This window comes from Nonomuraea sp. NPDC046570 (assembly GCF_040645915.1).
In the GTDB taxonomy this organism is placed as follows: domain Bacteria; phylum Actinomycetota; class Actinomycetes; order Streptosporangiales; family Streptosporangiaceae; genus Nonomuraea.
Genome location: NZ_JBEYZF010000001.1, coordinates 593779 through 610879 on the forward strand (window position 1 = coordinate 593779; position 17101 = coordinate 610879).

The window sequence follows — 17101 nt, forward strand, 5'->3', positions numbered from 1 at the left end:
CAGGTCACAGCTTCCAGGTGTCGTTGTATTCGACGTGGAGGAGTGCGGCGCATGTGCCGCCGGACACCTCGCCCCAGCGTCCCGCGTTGATTTCCGCGCAGAGGTGGTGGTTCGCGTCCGTGGGGGTGTTGGTCAGCAGTGGCAGGAGATGGGCCGAGTGGTGCATGAGGACGATGTCCAGTGGCTCCGGCACGTCGTGGAGGCCGTCGGGTGGGGTGTTGGTCCGGATGGGCAGGTAGACGAGGGAGTGCCGGGATCGGGTGGCCAGTGCCCAGGCGGTGGCCAGGACGTGCACGGCCGCGCGGTCGGCGTACATGGCCAGCGCCCATCTCCGGTCGTCGTGCAGGAAGGCGCGCAATGGGGGGCGGGCTGGGCGGAGGACGCGGTAGTCGTCGCGGCCCAGCCGTACCCGGCTGGCCCGCACCCGCAGGGGCTGGTTCACCGGCCGCAGGGTAGCCGATCAGGGTGAGCGGCGGGGGTCAGGTGACGTCGCGGCGCAGGGTGGTGCGGCTGGCGAAGGTGGCGGCGAGGAGGGTGTAGCCGATGAAGAGCAGGCCCCCGGCCCAGGCGGGGAGGAGTTCGCCGGTGGACAGGTGCATGCCGCTGACCGCCTTGGCCGCGCCGCCGGGGAGCCAGCGGGCGTACTCGGGGAAGAAGGCGATCAGGGCGTACTCCATGTAGAAGAACCAGGTGAGGGAGAGCGCGATGGCGACGGCCTGGTTGCGGATGAGGGCGCCGATCGCGACCCCGAGCACCGCGAACAGCAGGCTGCTGGCCACCGCCCCCAGCAGCACCAGCGGTACGGCGGGCGCCACCACCGCGCTCCCGCGCACCGACAGGAACAGCGCGGACGCCGCCGCCGTGGTGACCGCGCACACGACGCCGACGATCAGCCCGAGCACCCCGTAGGCCAGCAGCTTGGCGATCACCACGTGGTCGCGGCGGGGGGAGACCAGGAACGACCAGGTGATGGTCTGGTACCGGTACTCGCCCGACATCCCGACCAGGCCGAGGAGCAGCGTGAACGGGAAGGCCATCTGCGCCATCTGGTAGACGTTGGTGATCTCCTGCTCGGCCGACATCGTCTCCTGCGCGGCGCTGCCCAGGAAGACCAGCGCGCTCAGCGCGGCCCATCCGGCGCAGAAGAGGACGGCGGAGACGCCGAGGTACCAGGTGCTCCGGGTGGCGCGGATCTTCAGCAGCTCCGCCCGAATGAGGTCGATCATGACTGCGCCTCTCTGGTCAGGTGGAGGTAGGCGTCCTCCAGCGTCCGCCCGGCCGTGAGCTCGCCCAGCGTCCCCTCCCACACCAGCCGTCCCGAGCGGATGATGACGACGTGGTCGACGACCTGCTCGATCTCGGCGAGCACGTGACTGGAGACGAGCACGGTGCGGCCGGACGTCGCGTACGAGCGGATGAAGGCGCGCATCCAGTGGATGCCCTCGGGGTCCAGCCCGTTGGCGGGTTCGTCGAGGATCAGCGTGCGGGGGGAGCCGAGCAGCGCCGAGGCGAGCGCGAGCCGCTGGCGCATGCCGAGCGAGAACCCGCCGACCCGCCGGTCCGCCGCCGAGGTCATCTCGACCTCTTCCAGCACCTCGTCGGCGCGGCTCAGCGGCAGCCGGGCCGCCTTGCACAGCACGTGCAGGTGGACTCGGGCGGTGCGGCCGGGGTGGAAGGCGGTCGCTTCGAGGACGGCGCCGACCTGCGTGATCGGTGAGGCGAGGTCGGCGTACCGGCGGTCGTGGATGAGGGCGGTGCCGCTGCTCGGCTTCACCAGCCCGAGGAGCATGCGCAGGGTGGTGGTCTTGCCGGCGCCGTTGGGGCCGAGGAATCCGGCGATGGTGCCCGGCTCCACGGTGAACGACAGGTCGTGGACCGCCTGGACGGCCCCGAAGGACTTGCTGAGTCGGCTCACGGTGATCGTGGACATGTTCCGACCATCGCCCACGCCGGCCTCGGGGCCACGGTCCCACGGGTGGATCTTCGTTCCACCCGTGGGTGGAAGCGGGAATCCATCTTACGCGCGGGCCATCTGCCGCATATCGTCAACTTATGATCGAATCGGCGTTCCCCGAGGCGATCTCCCACCCGTGGGTGCGCCGGGTGCTCGGCCCGCTGTTCGCGCTCTGGTTGCTGTACGGCCCGCTGTTCGCGGGCGCGCACGCTGTCGGGAAGCTGGGCTGGCCCGGCACCCTGCTGGCGCTGGCGCTCGCCCTGATCGCCGGGTTCGGCTGCCTGCTCGCCCTGTGGCGCAGGTGGCGCCGGTGGGTCGTGCCGCTGCTGGTCGTTTCGGGCGCGTGCGCGCTCGGGTTGCACGCGCTGGTGCCGTACAGCGGGTTCGCGTTCGTCTTTCTCATCCCGTGGATGGCGATGTTCCTGGCGCCGCCGAGGCAGGCCGTCGCGGTGGGGCTGCTTGACGCGCTGGGTGTGCTCGCGACGGGCACGATCGTGGGGCTGCCGTTCGAGCAGAACGGTTGGTCGGCCGTGGGGGTGGTGTTCCAGATCCTGTTCGCGGCCATCGCCCGGCAGCTTGTCGAGGCCCGCCAGCAGGCGCTGGCGACGGCGCAGGCGCGCTCGCGCGAGGCCGTACTGGCCGAGCGGACCAGGATGGCCAGGGAGATCCACGACATCCTCGCGCACTCGTTGTCGGCGCAGATCGTGCATCTGGAGGGGGCCCGGCTGCTGCTGGAGCGCGACGGCGACAAAGCGGCGGTGCTGGATCGGGTGGATCGGGCGGGTGGGCTGGCCCGTGGGGCGCTGGAGGAGGCGCAGCGGGCGGTGGAGGCGCTGCGCGGCGACGAGCTTCCGCTGGCCGAGCAGTTGGACCGGCTCGCGGGGGAGTTCCAGGCGGCGGTCGGCTCGGCCTGCAAGGTGACCGTGACCGGCAGTCCCAAGCTGGTGCCGGAGGCGCGGCTCGCGGTGGTGCGTACCGCTCAGGAGGCGCTGACCAACGTGCGCAAGCACGCCCCGCGCTCCCGGGTCGAGCTGACCCTGCGCGACGACGGCGAGTGGTGTGAGCTGGAGGTGCGCAACGAGGGCGGGAGCCCTGGCGAGCTGGTCGACTCCGGCCAGGGGTACGGCCTGATCGGCATGCGGGAGCGCGCCGAGCTGATCGGCGGCGTCCTGGAGGCCGGGGTGGAGGGCGAGGGGTTTCTCGTGCGGTTGCGGGTGCCGGCATGACCAGGGTCATCGTGGTGGACGACCAGACCGTCGTGCGCGAGGGGCTGGTGCTGCTGCTCGGGCTGCTGCCCGACATCGAGGTGGTGGGCGCGGCGGCCAACGGCGAGGAGGCGCTGCGGCTGGTGGCCGAGCGGCTGCCCGAGATCGTCCTGATGGACCTGCGGATGCCGCGCATGGACGGCGTGGAGGCGACCCGCCGGATCCGGCAGGCCCATCCCGACATCCAGGTGGTGGTGCTGACCACCTACTCCGACGACGCGTCGGTCTTCGCCGCGCTGACGGCGGGGGCGCGCGGCTACCTGACGAAGGGCGCGCACGCCGAGGAGATCGCCAGGACGATCGCCTCGGTACGGCAGGGGGCCGCCCAGTTCGACCCGGTCATCCAGCGCCGCCTGCTGGAGGCGGTGGTGTCCGAGCGGCAGGGCCGCGCTCCCGCGCTGCCGGACGGGCTCACCCCGCGCGAGGCCGAGGTGCTGCGGCTGATCGCGGAGGGCAGGTCGAACGGCGAGATCGCCGGGGAGCTGTGCATCTCGGAGACCACGGTGAAGACGCACATCAACAACCTGTTCGCCAAGACCAACCTGCGCGATCGGGCACAGGCGGTCGCGTACGCGTTCCGGCACGGGCTGGCCGCTCCCGGCGGGTGAGGGGTCAGCCCGCGGTGACGGCCGTCTTGGCCTCCCGGTAGAAGCGCACCGCGCCCGGATGCAGCTCGATCGGCAGCGTCTTGATGGCCGAGCTCTCGTGCAGGTAGCGCGCGGCGACGTGGGTGGTCGCCAGCACGTCCCGAAGCGAGAACACCATCCGGGTCAGGTCATAGGCCGCGATCTTGGTCATCGCGCTGTTGACCACCAGGATGTTGGCGACCCCGATGGTGGGGGTCTCGACGGTCGAGCCGTAGGTCCCGGACGGGATCGAGCGCCGGAGGTAGACGTTGTCGTAGCGCTCCTGGAGCTGGTCGAGGTAGCGGTCGGTCGGCACCAGCCGGATGGGCATGCTCCTGGACAGCTCGGAGATGGCCGGCGCGGGAAGGCCGCTGGTGAAGAAGAACGCCTGGATCTTCCGGGAGCGGAGCGCCTCGGCCGACTCGGCGACCCCGAGGCGGACGAGGGTGACCTCGCCGGGGGACAGGCCGATCAGGTCGAGCAGCCGCAGCGCGAGCAACTCCGTCCCGGAGCCTTCCGAACCCACGGAGATGGTACGGCCGCGCAGGTCGGCCAGCGTCTTGACGGACTCGGAGCGGCTCACGACGACCTGAAGGTACTCGTCGTACAGCCGCATCAGCGCGACCACCGGGGACGGCGAGGTGAACGGGGCCTGGCCGCTGGCGGCGAGGGCGGCGGCGTCGATCGTGGTGAAGCCGACATCGGCCTTCCCGGCGGCGACGAGTTCGAGGTTGTCCAGCGAGGCGCCGGTGATCCGCTCCTCTATGGGGATGTTCCAGCGCCGTTCCATCTCTTCGGCGAGGGTGTGGCCGAGCCGGTTGTACACGCCGCCGAGCCCGCCGGTGGCGATGACGAGGCGGTTCATCGAGCGGCCCGCGCAGCCCGCGCAGACGAGCAGGATCGCGATCGTCACCGCGACGGCGCCCGCCCGCCTCATGTCACGGCTCCGGCGGCCGACGGCAGGCGGATGCCCGCCGCCAGGCCGTGCGGCTCCACGGCGCGCAGCGCGACGTGCCCGCCGCAGCGGGCGGCCAGGGTGGCGGAGATGGCCAGGCCGAGGCCCGAGCCGTCGATGTTCTGCGTGGCGGGGCCGCGCCAGAACGGCTCGGTCGCGCGGCTGTGCTCGTCGGGCTGCAGCCCGGGGCCGTTGTCGATCACCCACGCCTCCTTCCAGCCGTCCGCTCCCGCGTCGACGCGCACCTCGACCTGGGCTCCGCAGCCGGAGAACTTGATGGCGTTCTCGATGAAGGAGTCCAGGACCTGGTCGATCACGCTCGCGCCGGCCATGACGACGGCGCTGTCCACGCCGGTCCTGCGGATGGCGATGTCGTTGCGGCAGGCGGTGGCCTGCCAGTGGGTCAGCCGCTCGTCGGCGATCGCGGCCATGTCCTTGACGGTGAGCGCCATCGCCTCCGACTCGGTGTGGGCGAAGGCGAGCAGGCCCTTGCACAGGTAGCCGAGCCGGTCCACCTCGTCCAGGATCGCGGCCAGCTCGTGCGCGTCCTCGCCGTCCAGCCCGGCGCCGAGGTTCTCCAGTTGGAGCCGGATCACGGTGAGGGGGCTGCGGAGCTGGTGGCTGGCGTAGGAGACGAACATGCGCTGCTTGGCGATCGTCGCCTCGACGATGTCGCTCATCCCGTTGAACGACTCGACCAGCCCGCGCAGCTCGGCGGGACCGGAGCTGATGCGCGCCCGGGAGGACAGCTCGCCGCGCGCGATGGCCTTGGCGGTCTGGTCGAGCTCGACGATGGGGCGCAGGATCCAGCGGGCGAGCCAGGGGACGGCGCCTCTGGCGGAGAGCAGGGCCAGCAGGCTCAGGCTGAGGAAGATGCACCAGGTGCCGAGGGTGTACTGGCGTAACTTGATGGTGGCCGAGATCGTCACGGCGGCGCCGACCGTCTCGTCACCGGAGATGACCGGCGCGGCCACGACCAGCGGGCGGCTGTCCCACGGCCAGATGGTGTCCCGCAGGCTGGGCTGCTCGCCGGACAGGGCCACTTCGAGACCCTTCTGGATGTCGGCGGTGATCGTCAGCTCGGGGCGCGAGCGGGCGACCAGCTTCCCGTAGCGGTCGAATAACGCCGCGTCCACCTCGAAGAGTTCGTGATATCTGGCGAACTCCGCTTCCATGGCCAATGGACGGCCCGTGCGCAGCGTCAGCTCACCCAACTCGGTAAACCGCGTGGTATCGGCTTGCCGGTCGATGAACATGGAACGTGTTAATGAGTTCGCCGATGTTACAGCCAACGGTACGGCAAGACAGATGGCCGTCACAGCGGTAAGTGTCTGGAATATTATTCGAATACGTCGATGCACCGTCAGACCTGCCCTGACACTCACGCTAATTTTCCGTCAGTGGAGAGGCGGTAGCCAACTCCGCGCACCGTCTCCACCGGACCGGGTTTTCCGAGCTTGGCTCGCAATGTCGTGATATGAACATCGAGGGTACGGCTGGCGCTGGTCGAACTGTCCTTCCAGATCTCCCGCAGCAGGCACTCCCGGCTGACGATCGCCCCGTGGTTGCGCGCCAGCCTGGCCAGCAGGGCGAACTCCTTCGGCGTCAGGGCGACCAGCCGGTTCTTGTAGCGCACCTCCCTGGCCTCCAGGTCCACCTCCAGGCCGCCGCAGGTGAGCCGCCCCGGCTGCCCGCCGTGCGACCTGCGCAGCACCGCCTGGATGCGGGCGCCCAGCTCACCCATGCTGAACGGCTTGGAGACGTAGTCGTCGGCGCCGGAGCGCAGGCCCACGATGCAGTCGTGCTCCTCGCCGCGCGCGGTCAGCATGATGATCGCGACATCGCTGTACTCGCGCACGTGCCGGCAGACCTCCAGCCCGTCCTCATCGGGCAGGCAGAGATCGAGCAGCATCACGTCGTAGTCCTTGGCCGTCCGGGCGGCGGCGCCGGTGGCCGCGTAGGCGACCTCGTAGCCGAGTCTGGCCAGGCCCACACCGAGGGCCCTCGCCAGGCGCCTGTCATCCTCCACGACGAGAACTCGCATCTAGCCTCGCTAGGCCGGCGGTCAGACGATTTCCCCAGAGACTACGATCATGTAATGCGGGGAAGCAAGACACATCCTAATTTCATGTTAAGTCTGGATTTGTGTGGTTGACCTGTCAGTCAGAGGCACATAGCTTACGTACGAATCTTCGGAACCCCTCCCCGGGGAGTCGCCCCGTCCCCGCTCCCCGAAGATCGACGGCTATTTCCAGCGGCGCCAATATACTTTGGCGCCCGAATCCAAGAGAGCTGGAAATTCGATGTCCCTGGATCGCGACCCCGCATCGGTTGTAGTGATCGAAGACGATCTGGTGACGGTGGAGAGCCTTATCCCGGCGCTCTGGGACGAGGGCTACACGGTCTCCCTGGTCACCGTGTACGGCGAGGTGCTCGACCGCGGCGGCGGCGCCCGCCTGCTGATCTTCAGCCTGGACCTCGGGGCCGACGGGCCGGACACGGTCCGCCGCTTCCGGGACAGGAGCGCGGCGCCGGTCCTGGCCACCAGCCGTTCGGCGGAGCTGGCCGACAAGCTCGCCGGGTTCCGGGCGGGCGTGGACGACTACCTGGTCAAGCCGTACAGCATGGAGGAGTTGTTGATGCGGGCCAACGCGCTGATCAAGCGCGGGGAGCGGCTCGCCCCGCCGCGGCGGCTGCAGGTCGGGCGGCTGGCCCTCGACCTCGGGCAGCGGCAGGTCAGCTGGGACGGCTCGCCGCTGGAGGTGACGCCGACGCAGTTCGCCATCCTGCACGCGCTGGCGAACACGCCGGGGGAGGCGGTCAGCAAGTCCCGGCTCGTGGACCAGATCTGGGGGGCGACCCCACGCGGCCAGAACGTGATCGAGGTGCACGTGTGCGAGCTGCGCCGCCGCCTCGCCGCGCTGGGGATCAACGTCGTGCACACCGTACGGGGCTTCGGGTACATGCTCTCCGACCAGGTGGGGGCGGACAGGCTGGAGCGGGTCGGACACCACGAGGTGACGCCATGAAGGTGACGATCGCGGAGAAGTTCCTCCTCATGTCCCATCGCGCGAACGACGGCAAGCCGCTGTGCAGGGTCGCCGAGATCGATCTCGCGGTGGCCGGCGCGCTGCTCGCCGAGATCGCCCTCTCCGGCCACCTGCGGATCGAGGACGGCGACCTCGCCGCGCAGCGGGGCTGGCTCGGCGACGGGGTGCTGGACGAGGTCCTGCGCCGCGTCGACCAGGAGCGCCCGCGCAGCGCCGGCTGGTGGGTCCGCGCGATCGCGTCGAAGGCGCTGCGCAGGCGGCTGTTCGAGCGGCTGGTGGGCAACGAGGCGGTGCGCGAGGTGCACAGCAGGTTCCTCGGCATCTTCCCGTCCACCCGCTACCTCCAGCGCGAGCCGGCGCTCGCGCACGACGCGATCGAGCGGGCCAGGGGGGTCGTCGGCGGCCTCCGGCACGACCCCGAGGCGACCGTGCTCCTCGCGCTCGCGCACGAGTGCAGGCTGGAGAAGAAGATCATGCCGGACGTGCACCGCCGCGACGCCAAACGCGCCGCGGCGGCGGAGTCCCTGGACGAGACGACCAGGGCCGTCCTGCTCGCCGCCCGCAAGCGCATCGCCGCGGACCGGGCCGCCGCGCACTCCACGGGCTGAGCCCGCTCAGCGGATGCGCACCTTGTACATGCGCAGCCAGGTGTCGAAGCTGAGGAACGACGAGAGCTGCATGGTCCACTGGGGGGAGGCGGGCGACTCTCGCACGCGATCCACCAGCCAGGTCAGGAACGGCACGTTCAGCAGCGGCCGGAGCGGGGACTCGCGGTCGTGCAGCAGCGCCTCGATGCGGTCCCAGACGGCCTTCTGGTAGGCGGCGCCCTGTGGTGAGGGGTAGCGGCTCTTGGTCCTGGACCGTACCTCCTCGGGCAGCAGGCCGGTGGCGGCGTGCCGGAGCAGCGCCTTCTCCTGGCCGCCCGCCGCCTTCATCTCCCACGGGACGTTCCACATGTACTCCACCAGCCGGTGGTCGCAGTACGGCACCCGCACCTCCAGCCCGACGGTCATGCTCATCCGGTCCTTACGGTTGAGCAGCGCGGGCAGGTGCCGGGTGAGGCCGAGGTAGGTGATCTCGCGCCTGCTCCGCTCCTCGGCCGACTCGCCGGCCAGCCTGGGCACCTCGGCGACGGCGTCGCTGTAGCGGTCCCTGACGTAGTCCTTGAGCTTGAGGATGTGCACCAGCGTCGGATGCAGCCACGGGTACTCGTACCCGGTGACGAGCCACGGGAAGGTGCCGGAGGCCGGGTCGGTGTGCCAGGGGTAGCCGCCGAACACCTCGTCGGCCGACTCCCCGGACAGCGCAACCGTGGACTGCCGGCGCACGGCGCGGAACAGCAGCAGCAGCGAGATGTCGATGTTCCCCATGGACGGCAGGTCCCTGGCCCGCACCACGGTCTCCTCGTGCGCGGTCATGTCGCCGGTGTCCAGCACCACGTCGGTGTGCTGGGTGCCGAGGTGCTCGACCATGCGCGCGACGTACGGCGCGTCCAGCGTCGGCGTGTCCCGGTGCGCCTGGAAGTCGTCCCGGCTGCCCCGGTAGTCCACCGAGAACGTGGCCAGCTTGCCGTTCCCCTGCCGCCCGGCGGCCAGCGCGGTGATCGTGCTGGAGTCCAGGCCGCCCGAGACCAGCGTGCACAGCTGCACGTCGGCGATGAGCTGGCGGCCCACCGCGTCCTCCAGGAGGTCGCGCACGTTCCGCGTGGTCTCGTCGAAGCCGTCGGTGTGCGGGCGGCTCTCCAGATGCCAGTAGCGGCGCAGCGCCGTACCCTCGGGCCGGTGCACCAGCACATGCCCGGGAAGCAGCTCGCGCATCCCCCGGTAGACCGCCTCGCCGGGCGTGGTGAACGGCCACATGCCGACGAGCTCGGCCAGTCCCTGCTCGTCGATCTCCGGCTCGAAGCCCGGATGGGCGAGGATCGCCTTGGGCTCGGAGCCGAACAGCAGGCCGGTGCCGCTCTCGGCGTAGTAGAGCGGCTTGATGCCGAGCCGGTCGCGGGCGAGCAGGAGGGTCTCCGACCGGCCGTCCCAGATCGCGAACGCGAACATCCCGTTGAGCCGCCGCACGGCGTCCACGCCCCAGGTGAGGTAGGCGCGCAGCACGACCTCGGTGTCGGAGCGGGTGGTGAAGCGGTGCCCGCGCCCGCGCAGTTCCTCGCGGAGCTCGGTGAAGTTGTAGACCTCGCCGCTGAACACGAGGACGACGGGCGCGCCCGCGTCCTCGCGCATGGGCTGGACCCCGCCCTCCAGGTCGATGATCGCCAGGCGCCGGTGGCCCAGCAGGGCGTGCGGCCCGGCCCAGAGCCCTTCGTCGTCGGGACCTCGGCAGGCCATCGTGGCCGTCATCCGCTCGCCGGTCTCCCGTTCGAGCCGAAGATCACGCTCGCGGTCGACCCAGCCGGCGATTCCACACACGGGCGTCCCCTTACGAATTATGTTTTCCTAAGGACTCTTAGGGTTTCTTATCTTCCTTAAGAAACCTTATGAATTACGCATTACGCGTTCCGTCCATGTGGTATCACATCCGGCCCGGCAAGGGAAATGCAATTCATTTGTTGACAGTGCCGGAGAAGTGGACTATCCATTAGTCAACCGCCCGGTGCGGTCGCGCCCCACAAGGCCGGCCGGCGGCCAAGCGACGTGGTCAGGACTACGACTGTCGCCTCCGTGATGCCCTCTGAACTGGGCATCTCGCCCTCGTTCCAGCGTCCGCGGCGCACTTCCCCGCCGCTGCGCTCGATCGTGTCAGAAAGGAGGTGAAATGCAGAAGAAGATTTCCGCGTCCTTGGACCTGGCCGACGTCGACATCGAGAGAATCGTTGTCCCGTCGCTCGGCGGGACGTCCCTGGAAGCTCTTGCGAGTGGCCACGGAATGGATGAGATGGCAGCGTCCGTCCTTCCCTCCTGGTGCTGCAGCTGTCCGTGCTGCTGCTGCTGAGAACCGCGGGGGAAAACCCCAGAAAGGATGATCGAATGCCTGCGAAACTGGCACTTGATCTGGACGACCTGGCCGTGACGCCTCTTGAGGCCGCCGCCCCCGGCGCCCAGACTCTCGAGACCTTCGCCCACGGGCAGGGCCTGGAGGTCGGGGCCTCCTCCATCTCGTCCAACGTCGTCCTGTGCAGCTGCTGCTGCTGCTAGGCGAGGAGAGTCCATGAACAGGAATCTCGCTCTGGACCTCGGAGCCGTCGAGGTCCAGCCCCTCCGGATCGAGAGGGGGGACGACGCGACGTCCTTGGAGTCGCTGCTCGGCGGTCATGCCATGACGGAGGTCGCCGCTTCCTGCACCCCCAACTGCAGCTGCTGCATCACGTGCTGCTGCTGCTGCTAGGAGAGGAATTCCGATGAACAGGAATCTCGCTCTCGACCTCGGTGCCGTCGAGGTCCAGCCCCTCCAGATCGAGGGGGGAGCCGGCGCGGTGTCACTCGAGTCGCTCGTGGGCGGCCACGCGATGGCGGAGGTCGCCGCTTCCTGCGAGGTCTGCAGCTGCTGCGTCACCTGCTGCTGCTGCTGCTGACCAGCCGAACGAGAGGGCATCGACATGTCCGTACGCAAGAGTCTCGCCCTTGACCTGGCGAGCCTCGACAGTGAACCCCTGGAGCCGATGGGCGCCGACGGGCTGCGGCTCGAGTCGCTCATGGGCGGCCACGCCATGGCCGAAGTCGGGGCTTCCTACGCCCCGAACTGCACGGGGTGCTGCAGCTGCTGCATCACGTGCTGCTGCTGTGGCTAGTGCCTGAATGAACCACGGTGCGGCTGGTGTGCCGCCGTACCGAACCCGGCCGGGTCGAGACGGATCGGCCGGGTCCCTTCCCCGTACCGGTGCCGAAGGATAGGTCGCCGCCATGAAGCCCAAACTCAAGCCCGACGTCTACTGGGTGCCGAACGCCGAAGGCGTGGTGTTCATCCATCCCAGCCGATATCTCCATGTGAAGGGGCGGACAGTCCTCCCGCTGATGGACCGGCTGGCGCCGCACCTCGACGGCTCCGTCTCGCTGGAGGAGCTGGTCAGCGAGCTGCCGCAGGAGAAGAAGGACATGGTCACCACACTGGTGACCGCTTTGCACGAAGCCTCCCTGGTGAAGGACGCCCAGGACGACCGGGCGCACGATCTCGGCGAGGAGGAGCTGGCGGCCTACGCGGCGGAGATCGCCTATATCGACTATTTCGCGGACTCGGCCGGCTGGCGTTTCCAGCGCTACCGCGAGACGCCCGTGGTGTGCGTGGGCGCGGGACTGTCGCTGGCCGCGCTGGTGCACGCGTGCCTGCGTTCGGGGGTGCGCACGGTGACCGCGCTGGTGGGCGAGGAGTGCCCGACCGACGTCGAGCGGCTGGACGAGTACGCCGAACGGCTGTGCGACGCGCGGCAGACCTTCGCCCGGCGCGCCCTTGACGACCTGTCCGCCGTGGTGGAAGCCGGTCAGGCGGTGCTGCACGTCTCCGACCTGCCGATGGCCGGGCGCGCCGCCGAACTGGCCGAGGTGTGCCGCCGCTCGGGGCGGGTGCTCGTGCAGGGCGTGATGGAAGGGGACACGGCCTGGACCGGCCCGGTCTCCGCGCCCGAGGGCTGGGAGTCCTTCTGGTCGCGGCGCCGCGCCAACCAGGCGCCCGGCGCCGGGGAGGCCGTCAGCGACTACCTGGCCGGGCCGACCGCCTCCATCGGGGCCAACCGGGTGAGCTTCCTGCTGTTCCGGCACCTGACCGGCATCGCCGAGGTGACCGGCCAGCGGACCGACTCGGTCAGCCGGGTCGACCTGGAGACGCTCCAGACCAGCGAGCACCGCTTCCACCCGCACCCCGCCGCCGAGCCGGCGGAGGAGGACACCGAGGGGGCGTTCGCCGAACGCTACGCGGGCTTCCTCAGCGCGACGGAGTTGGACGACCAGCGGTTCTCCGAGGTGGTCGCCGGGTGCTTCGACCCCGAGACGGGCCTGCTGGGCAGACTGGCCGAGGAGGAGATCACCCAGCTCCCGCTGTTCGCCTGCACGGTCACCGTGTCCGACCCGTTCACCCTGCTGGACCTCGCCGGGGGCCCGGTGACGGTCGGCGGCGGCGGGCCCGACCTGCGCACCGCCCGGCACCGCGGCGCGACCACCGCCCTGCTCGCCTATGCCGCCCTCGCGGTCGACCGGCGCAGGCTGAGCGGCAGCCGGGTCTACGCGCACAACCTCACCCTGGACAAGCCGGAGCTGATCGAGGCGCGCACGGCCTTCCCCGCCCTGGACGCGGCCGGGTCGCCCGCCGCCTCCTTCCGCCCGCCCGTCGGGCTGGCCGCCGGGCGGGATGCCGACGCCGCGCTCACCGCCGCCTTGCTCGACCACTGCGTGACGATCACCGCGGCCGCCGCGCCGCAGGCCGCCGAGCCCTTCCCGCGGCTCGACGACCTCCCGCTGGACGAGCTCGGCGGGCTCTACCGCGAACTGCTGCGCGCCGCCCGGCTCCCGGTGGAGGTCTACGACGTGACCGGCGCCCTCGGCGTCCCGACGTACGCCCTGTGCGCGGGCGCCAGGACGGTCGCCTACGTCGCCGCGAGCGCGCTGACCGAGGGCCTGGAGCGCGTCCTGCTCGACCACCAGGGCGCCCTCACCTCACGCGAGGTCCCCCAGCTTCCTCAGCCCCTGCGCGGTGAGGCGGGCACCCCCCGCCCGGCCACCCCGCTCACCTGGCAGGAGCTGCTCGAAGCCCTCTCGGCCCAGGGCTACCAGGTGCACGCCCTGCCCGCCGGCCACGACCCGGTGCTGACCGGCGTGCTGCCGACCGTCGTCCAGGCGGTGGTCCATGTATGACCGGTTCGTAGTCGGCGTCGCGGGAGCGGACGGGCTCGGCCACGCCGTGGCCGATCGGCTCCAGCGCGACGTGGACGTCGACTGGCTGCGCGCGGGCGCGGCGGCCCCCGCCGGGCTGTCCGCCGTCGTGACCGTCGGCGACACGCAACCCCCGCCCGGCCTGCCCTGGCTCCCCGTACGCGTCGAGCTGGGCACGGCCTTCATCGGCCCCGCCACCCTGCCCGGCACCCCCGGCTGCCCCGACTGCGTCGCCTCGCGGCGGGACAAGGCCGTCGCGAACGCCACCGAGCTGCGCGCCGCCCGCGACAGGTTCGCCGACGGGTTCGCCGCCCCCGAGATCCGGCTGACCCGGTTCGCCGTGGACGCGGTGACCGAGCTGGCGGCCGACGAGCTGGCCCGGCTGCTGCGCGGCGAGCCCCGCACCCGGAACGCGGTGATCCACGTCGAGCTGGACACCCTGTCCACCGGCGTACACCGGTTCCTGCCCGAGCCGGCCTGCCTGCGGTGCGGCGGCCTGCCCGACGACGACCCCGAGGCGGCCCGCGTCCGCCTCACCCCGCACCCCAAGGCGACCCCCGTCACCTACCGCGTCCGCGACCTGCACCGGGAGGCCGACGCCCTGCTGGACGTCTACGTCGACCCGGAGTCGGGACTGATCAGGACGCTCCAGCGGACGATCTACGGGACCTACCCCACCACCTCCGCCCCCATCGCGATGTCACCGACCCAGACCGAGACCGGCTTCGGCCGCGACCTCGACTACCGCACGGCCCAGATCACCGCGGTGACCGAGGCCGTGGAGCGGTACGGCGGCGGCCGGCCGGGTGGCCGCCGCACGGTGGTGAAGGGCAGCTACCGGGAGCTGGCCGACCGGGCACTGGACCCGAAGACGCTCGGCCTCTACTCCGACGAGCGCTACGCCCAGCCCGGCTTCCCGTTCGAGCGCTACCACGACGACCTGGTCATCCCGTGGGTCTGGGGGCACTCCTTCGCCCGCGACGAGCCGATCCTGGTCCCCGAGTGCTGCGTCTACTACCGGATGCACCTCGTCGACCACTCCTACCGCCCCTTCGTGTACGAGATCTCCAACGGCTGCGCCCTCGGCGGCTGCCTGGAGGAGGCGATCCTCTACGGCATCCTGGAACTGGCCGAACGCGACGCCTTCCTGATGACCTGGTACGGCAGGCTCCCGGTCCGCGAACTCGACCTCTCCTCGGCGACCGACCCCACGGTCCCGCTGATGGTCGAACGCTTCCGGCAGACCTGCGGCTACGAGGTGCGCGCCTTCGACACCACCATGGAGCACGGCATCCCCAGCGTGTGGGTGATGGCCGTGAACCCGGACGCCGAGACGGACGCCAAGGCCTTCTGCGCCGCCGCCTCCGGTTTCGTGCCCGAGCGGGCGATCGCCAACGCGCTGCTGGAGCTGGCGCCGATGGTGGAGTGGCGCTCGGAGACGACCGACGAGGACCGGGCCAGGGCGGCCCGCATGGTCGAGAACCCGGGCGATGTCCGCGAGATGCACGACCACGCCCTGGTGAACGCCCACCCCGACGCCTTCCCCCGGTACGGCTTCCTCTTCCGCGACGAGAAGCCGCACACCATCGAGGACTCCTACGCCGGCGCCTTCCTGCCGCGCCACGACGACCTGACCGACGACCTGACCGCGACCGTGGCCCGCTTCCTCGAACGCGGCCAGGACGTGGTGGTGGTGGACCAGACCATGCCCGAGCACACCGCCGGCGGCTTCCGCTGCGTGAAGGTGCTGATCCCCGGGCTGCTGCCGATGACCTTCGGCCACTGGGCCAGGCGCACCGACGGGCTGCCCCGCCTGCTGGAGGTGCCGCACCTGCTCGGCTACCGCGCGGCGCCGCTGCGGCCCGACGAGATCAACCCTCACCCGCACCCGTTCCCCTAGGTCAGGCCCATGAGCAACCAGGATCTCGCGATCGGCAACCGCTACTGGAACGACACCTTCGTCGACACCATGAGCCTGATGTCCCGTGGTCTCGGCGAGGAGGGCACCCCCGACGAGCCACCGAAGTTCAAGAACTACCTCGACCGGCCCTCGCGGCCGTTCCCGCAACGCCTGCCCACCACCCTCGGACCGGTCACGCGGGCCTTCACCGGGGGGCCGCCCAGACCGCTGGACCTGGGCACGCTGCTCTACTACGGGTACGGCTTCTCCCGCGTGGACGTCGGCGCGATCAACGGCTGGCCGTACCACCGGCTGGTGCCGTCGGCGCGATGCTTCTACCCGACCGAGCTGTACGTCGTCACCGGCGACGGCGTGCACCACTACGACCAGTTGCACCACGCGCTGGTGGAGCTGCGGGGCGGGGATCACCGGGAGATCGTGGCGCGGGCGGCGGGGGCCGACCTGTCCGGTGCGGAAGCGGTGATCGTGCTCACCTCGCACTTCTGGAAGACGGCCTTCCGCTACCGGCACTACGCCTACCGGCTGTGCACGCAGGAGGCCGGGATGGTGGCCGGCAACGTCCTGATGGTGGCGGCGGCGCTGGGCCTGACCGGGCACGTGCACTACCAGTTCCTCGACGCGGCCCTCGACCACCTGCTCGGCCTGGTGTCCGGGGAGGAGCGGACGGTCGCGGTCATCCCGCTCCACCCGGCGGGGCAGGTGCCCGGCGCGCGCCGGGAGCCGGTGACGGCGGCCGAGCTGATCGCCGCCCTGCCGGAGATCAGGCCGCCGTTCACGGACGTGGGTAAGGACACCACGCTGGCCGGGGACGTCTACCTGGTGGACGGGCACTCGGTGCTCGACAGCGCGGCGGAGTTCGGAGCCCCGCCGCCTGACCGGCCGCGGCCGTTGGGCGGGGCGCCGGTCGCGCTGCCTCCCGCGGGCGCGGAACCGGATCTGGCCGACGCGCTGCGCCGCCGCCACTCGGGCGGGAGCCTGTTCCGCCCGCGCGGCGAGAGCATCCCGGCGTCGAGCCTGACCCGGCTGGCCCGGCACCTGCTCCAGCCGTACTCCGCCGATCTGGGCGGGGCGCCGCTGGGTGAGGTGTACCTGGCGGTGCAGCGGGTCGAGGACCTGCGGCCGGGGGTGTACCGGCTCAACGCGGACGGCTCGGGGCCGTGCCCGGTGGGCCCGCTTCCGGAGGGGCGGCTGGACGCGTCCATGATGCTGGGCCCGCCCGTGGTGGACGTGCCCTCGGTGAACGTCTGGTGCTACGTGGTGACCGACCGCGAGCGGGTGACCGGAGCCTGGGGCAACCGGGGCTACCGGATGGCCAACATGGACGCCGGCGTGGTCGCCCAGCGGCTCTGCCTGCTCGCGGGCGCCGAGGGGCTGGCGGCCAGGCCGATCAACGGCTACGTGACCGCCGACGTCCAGCGGCTGCTCGGGATCGGGGAGGCGGCCCGCACCCCCATCTTCCAGATCGCGTTAGGCCGGCGTACCTCGACGGCCCAGTACGAAATGCCCGTCGTCTTCTGACTGAA

General features: G+C 70.9%; 17 protein-coding genes. 10 read left to right on the forward strand and 7 right to left on the reverse strand.

The features are described 5' to 3' along the window. Positions 1-4: 4 nt before the first annotated feature. Genes ABZ911_RS02800 through ABZ911_RS02810 form a run of 3 tightly spaced genes read right to left on the reverse strand, consistent with a single transcriptional unit; the run spans position 5 to position 1930 of the window. Positions 5-442 (reverse strand): hypothetical protein, encoded by a 438-nt coding sequence (locus tag ABZ911_RS02800; protein ID WP_358050992.1) that lies wholly within the window; start codon positions 440-442, stop codon positions 5-7. A gap of 37 nt (positions 443-479) precedes the next feature. Next, positions 480-1226 carry an ABC transporter permease gene (locus ABZ911_RS02805; RefSeq protein WP_358050995.1) on the reverse strand — a complete coding sequence of 249 codons (747 nt, stop codon included), beginning with the start codon at positions 1224-1226 and terminating at the stop codon, positions 480-482. After that, on the reverse strand, positions 1223-1930 hold the full coding sequence (locus ABZ911_RS02810; RefSeq protein WP_358050998.1) for an ABC transporter ATP-binding protein: 708 nt from the start codon (positions 1928-1930) through the stop codon (positions 1223-1225). Before ABZ911_RS02810 ends, ABZ911_RS02805 begins: the two co-directional genes overlap by 4 nt. 122 nt (positions 1931-2052) lie before the next feature. Between ABZ911_RS02810 and ABZ911_RS02815 the strand changes: the two genes are divergently transcribed. Next, positions 2053-3180 carry a sensor histidine kinase gene (locus ABZ911_RS02815; protein ID WP_358051001.1) on the forward strand — a complete coding sequence of 376 codons (1128 nt, stop codon included), beginning with the start codon at positions 2053-2055 and terminating at the stop codon, positions 3178-3180. Beyond that, positions 3177-3827: a response regulator transcription factor gene (locus tag ABZ911_RS02820; RefSeq protein WP_358051004.1), complete on the forward strand. Its 651-nt coding sequence runs from the start codon at positions 3177-3179 to the stop codon at positions 3825-3827. The genes ABZ911_RS02815 and ABZ911_RS02820 overlap by 4 nt, the downstream gene beginning before the upstream one ends. 4 nt (positions 3828-3831) lie before the next feature. Here the strand turns inward: ABZ911_RS02820 and ABZ911_RS02825 are convergent, their stop codons facing one another. The 3 genes from ABZ911_RS02825 to ABZ911_RS02835 all read right to left on the reverse strand — a co-directional run bounded on the left by ABZ911_RS02825 (position 3832) and on the right by ABZ911_RS02835 (position 6844). Next, entirely contained in the window at positions 3832-4782 is a 951-nt protein-coding gene (locus ABZ911_RS02825; protein WP_358051007.1) for a TAXI family TRAP transporter solute-binding subunit, read from the reverse strand. Next, positions 4779-6014 (reverse strand): HAMP domain-containing sensor histidine kinase, encoded by a 1236-nt coding sequence (locus ABZ911_RS02830; protein ID WP_358051010.1) that lies wholly within the window; start codon positions 6012-6014, stop codon positions 4779-4781. Before ABZ911_RS02830 ends, ABZ911_RS02825 begins: the two co-directional genes overlap by 4 nt. Before the next feature lie 167 nt (positions 6015-6181). Continuing rightward, complete coding sequence (locus ABZ911_RS02835) at positions 6182-6844, reverse strand: response regulator transcription factor (RefSeq protein ID WP_358051011.1); 663 nt, start codon at positions 6842-6844, stop codon at positions 6182-6184. Positions 6845-7136: 292 nt separating this feature from the next. Here ABZ911_RS02835 and ABZ911_RS02840 point away from each other — a divergent pair, with 292 nt between their 5' ends. After that, positions 7137-7829, forward strand: a complete 693-nt coding sequence (locus tag ABZ911_RS02840) for a response regulator transcription factor (RefSeq protein ID WP_358051014.1) — start codon at positions 7137-7139, stop codon at positions 7827-7829. Beyond that, a complete protein-coding gene (locus ABZ911_RS02845) occupies positions 7826-8458 on the forward strand; it encodes a GPP34 family phosphoprotein (protein ID WP_358051017.1) in 633 nt (210 codons plus the stop codon). The genes ABZ911_RS02840 and ABZ911_RS02845 overlap by 4 nt, the downstream gene beginning before the upstream one ends. Positions 8459-8464: 6 nt before the next feature. Here ABZ911_RS02845 and asnB read toward each other — a convergent pair whose 3' ends face one another. Beyond that, a complete protein-coding gene (asnB, locus tag ABZ911_RS02850) occupies positions 8465-10267 on the reverse strand; it encodes an asparagine synthase (glutamine-hydrolyzing) (protein WP_358051019.1) in 1803 nt (600 codons plus the stop codon). A 346-nt stretch (positions 10268-10613) separates the two neighbouring features. Here asnB and ABZ911_RS02855 point away from each other — a divergent pair, with 346 nt between their 5' ends. The 6 genes from ABZ911_RS02855 to ABZ911_RS02880 all read left to right on the forward strand — a co-directional run bounded on the left by ABZ911_RS02855 (position 10614) and on the right by ABZ911_RS02880 (position 17096). Then, a complete protein-coding gene (locus tag ABZ911_RS02855; protein WP_358051021.1) occupies positions 10614-10790 on the forward strand; it encodes a thiomuracin/GE37468 family thiazolyl RiPP peptide in 177 nt (58 codons plus the stop codon). Between the two features lie 35 nt (positions 10791-10825). Next, entirely contained in the window at positions 10826-10993 is a 168-nt protein-coding gene (locus ABZ911_RS02860; protein WP_358051024.1) for a thiomuracin/GE37468 family thiazolyl RiPP peptide, read from the forward strand. A gap of 203 nt (positions 10994-11196) precedes the next feature. Continuing rightward, the gene (locus ABZ911_RS02865; RefSeq protein WP_358051027.1) at positions 11197-11370 is read left to right on the forward strand and encodes a thiomuracin/GE37468 family thiazolyl RiPP peptide; all 174 of its coding nucleotides are present in this window, start codon (positions 11197-11199) and stop codon (positions 11368-11370) included. A gap of 328 nt (positions 11371-11698) precedes the next feature. Beyond that, entirely contained in the window at positions 11699-13639 is a 1941-nt protein-coding gene (locus tag ABZ911_RS02870) for a hypothetical protein (RefSeq protein WP_358051030.1), read from the forward strand. Further along, positions 13632-15557, forward strand: coding sequence for a TOMM precursor leader peptide-binding protein (locus tag ABZ911_RS02875; RefSeq protein WP_358051032.1), 1926 nt, complete (start codon positions 13632-13634; stop codon positions 15555-15557). Before ABZ911_RS02870 ends, ABZ911_RS02875 begins: the two co-directional genes overlap by 8 nt. A 9-nt stretch (positions 15558-15566) precedes the next feature. After that, positions 15567-17096 (forward strand): SagB family peptide dehydrogenase, encoded by a 1530-nt coding sequence (locus ABZ911_RS02880; protein WP_358051035.1) that lies wholly within the window; start codon positions 15567-15569, stop codon positions 17094-17096. The last annotated feature ends 5 nt before the right edge of the window (positions 17097-17101 follow it).

Bases quoted from the DNA above. Each gene is read 5' to 3' on its own strand.
- ABZ911_RS02805 (WP_358050995.1), bottom strand. From the start codon at position 1,226: ATGATCGACCTCATTCGGGCGGAGCTGCTGAAGATCCGCGCCACCCGG.
- ABZ911_RS02810 (WP_358050998.1), bottom strand. From the start codon at position 1,930: ATGTCCACGATCACCGTGAGCCGACTCAGCAAGTCCTTCGGGGCCGTC.
- ABZ911_RS02815 (WP_358051001.1), top strand. From the start codon at position 2,053: ATGATCGAATCGGCGTTCCCCGAGGCGATCTCCCACCCGTGGGTGCGC.
- ABZ911_RS02820 (WP_358051004.1), top strand. From the start codon at position 3,177: ATGACCAGGGTCATCGTGGTGGACGACCAGACCGTCGTGCGCGAGGGG.
- ABZ911_RS02825 (WP_358051007.1), bottom strand. From the start codon at position 4,782: ATGAGGCGGGCGGGCGCCGTCGCGGTGACGATCGCGATCCTGCTCGTC.
- ABZ911_RS02835 (WP_358051011.1), bottom strand. From the start codon at position 6,844: ATGCGAGTTCTCGTCGTGGAGGATGACAGGCGCCTGGCGAGGGCCCTC.
- ABZ911_RS02845 (WP_358051017.1), top strand. From the start codon at position 7,826: ATGAAGGTGACGATCGCGGAGAAGTTCCTCCTCATGTCCCATCGCGCG.
- ABZ911_RS02855 (WP_358051021.1), top strand. From the start codon at position 10,614: ATGCAGAAGAAGATTTCCGCGTCCTTGGACCTGGCCGACGTCGACATC.
- ABZ911_RS02860 (WP_358051024.1), top strand. From the start codon at position 10,826: ATGCCTGCGAAACTGGCACTTGATCTGGACGACCTGGCCGTGACGCCT.
- ABZ911_RS02865 (WP_358051027.1), top strand. From the start codon at position 11,197: ATGAACAGGAATCTCGCTCTCGACCTCGGTGCCGTCGAGGTCCAGCCC.
- ABZ911_RS02870 (WP_358051030.1), top strand. From the start codon at position 11,699: ATGAAGCCCAAACTCAAGCCCGACGTCTACTGGGTGCCGAACGCCGAA.
- ABZ911_RS02875 (WP_358051032.1), top strand. From the start codon at position 13,632: ATGTATGACCGGTTCGTAGTCGGCGTCGCGGGAGCGGACGGGCTCGGC.
- ABZ911_RS02880 (WP_358051035.1), top strand. From the start codon at position 15,567: ATGAGCAACCAGGATCTCGCGATCGGCAACCGCTACTGGAACGACACC.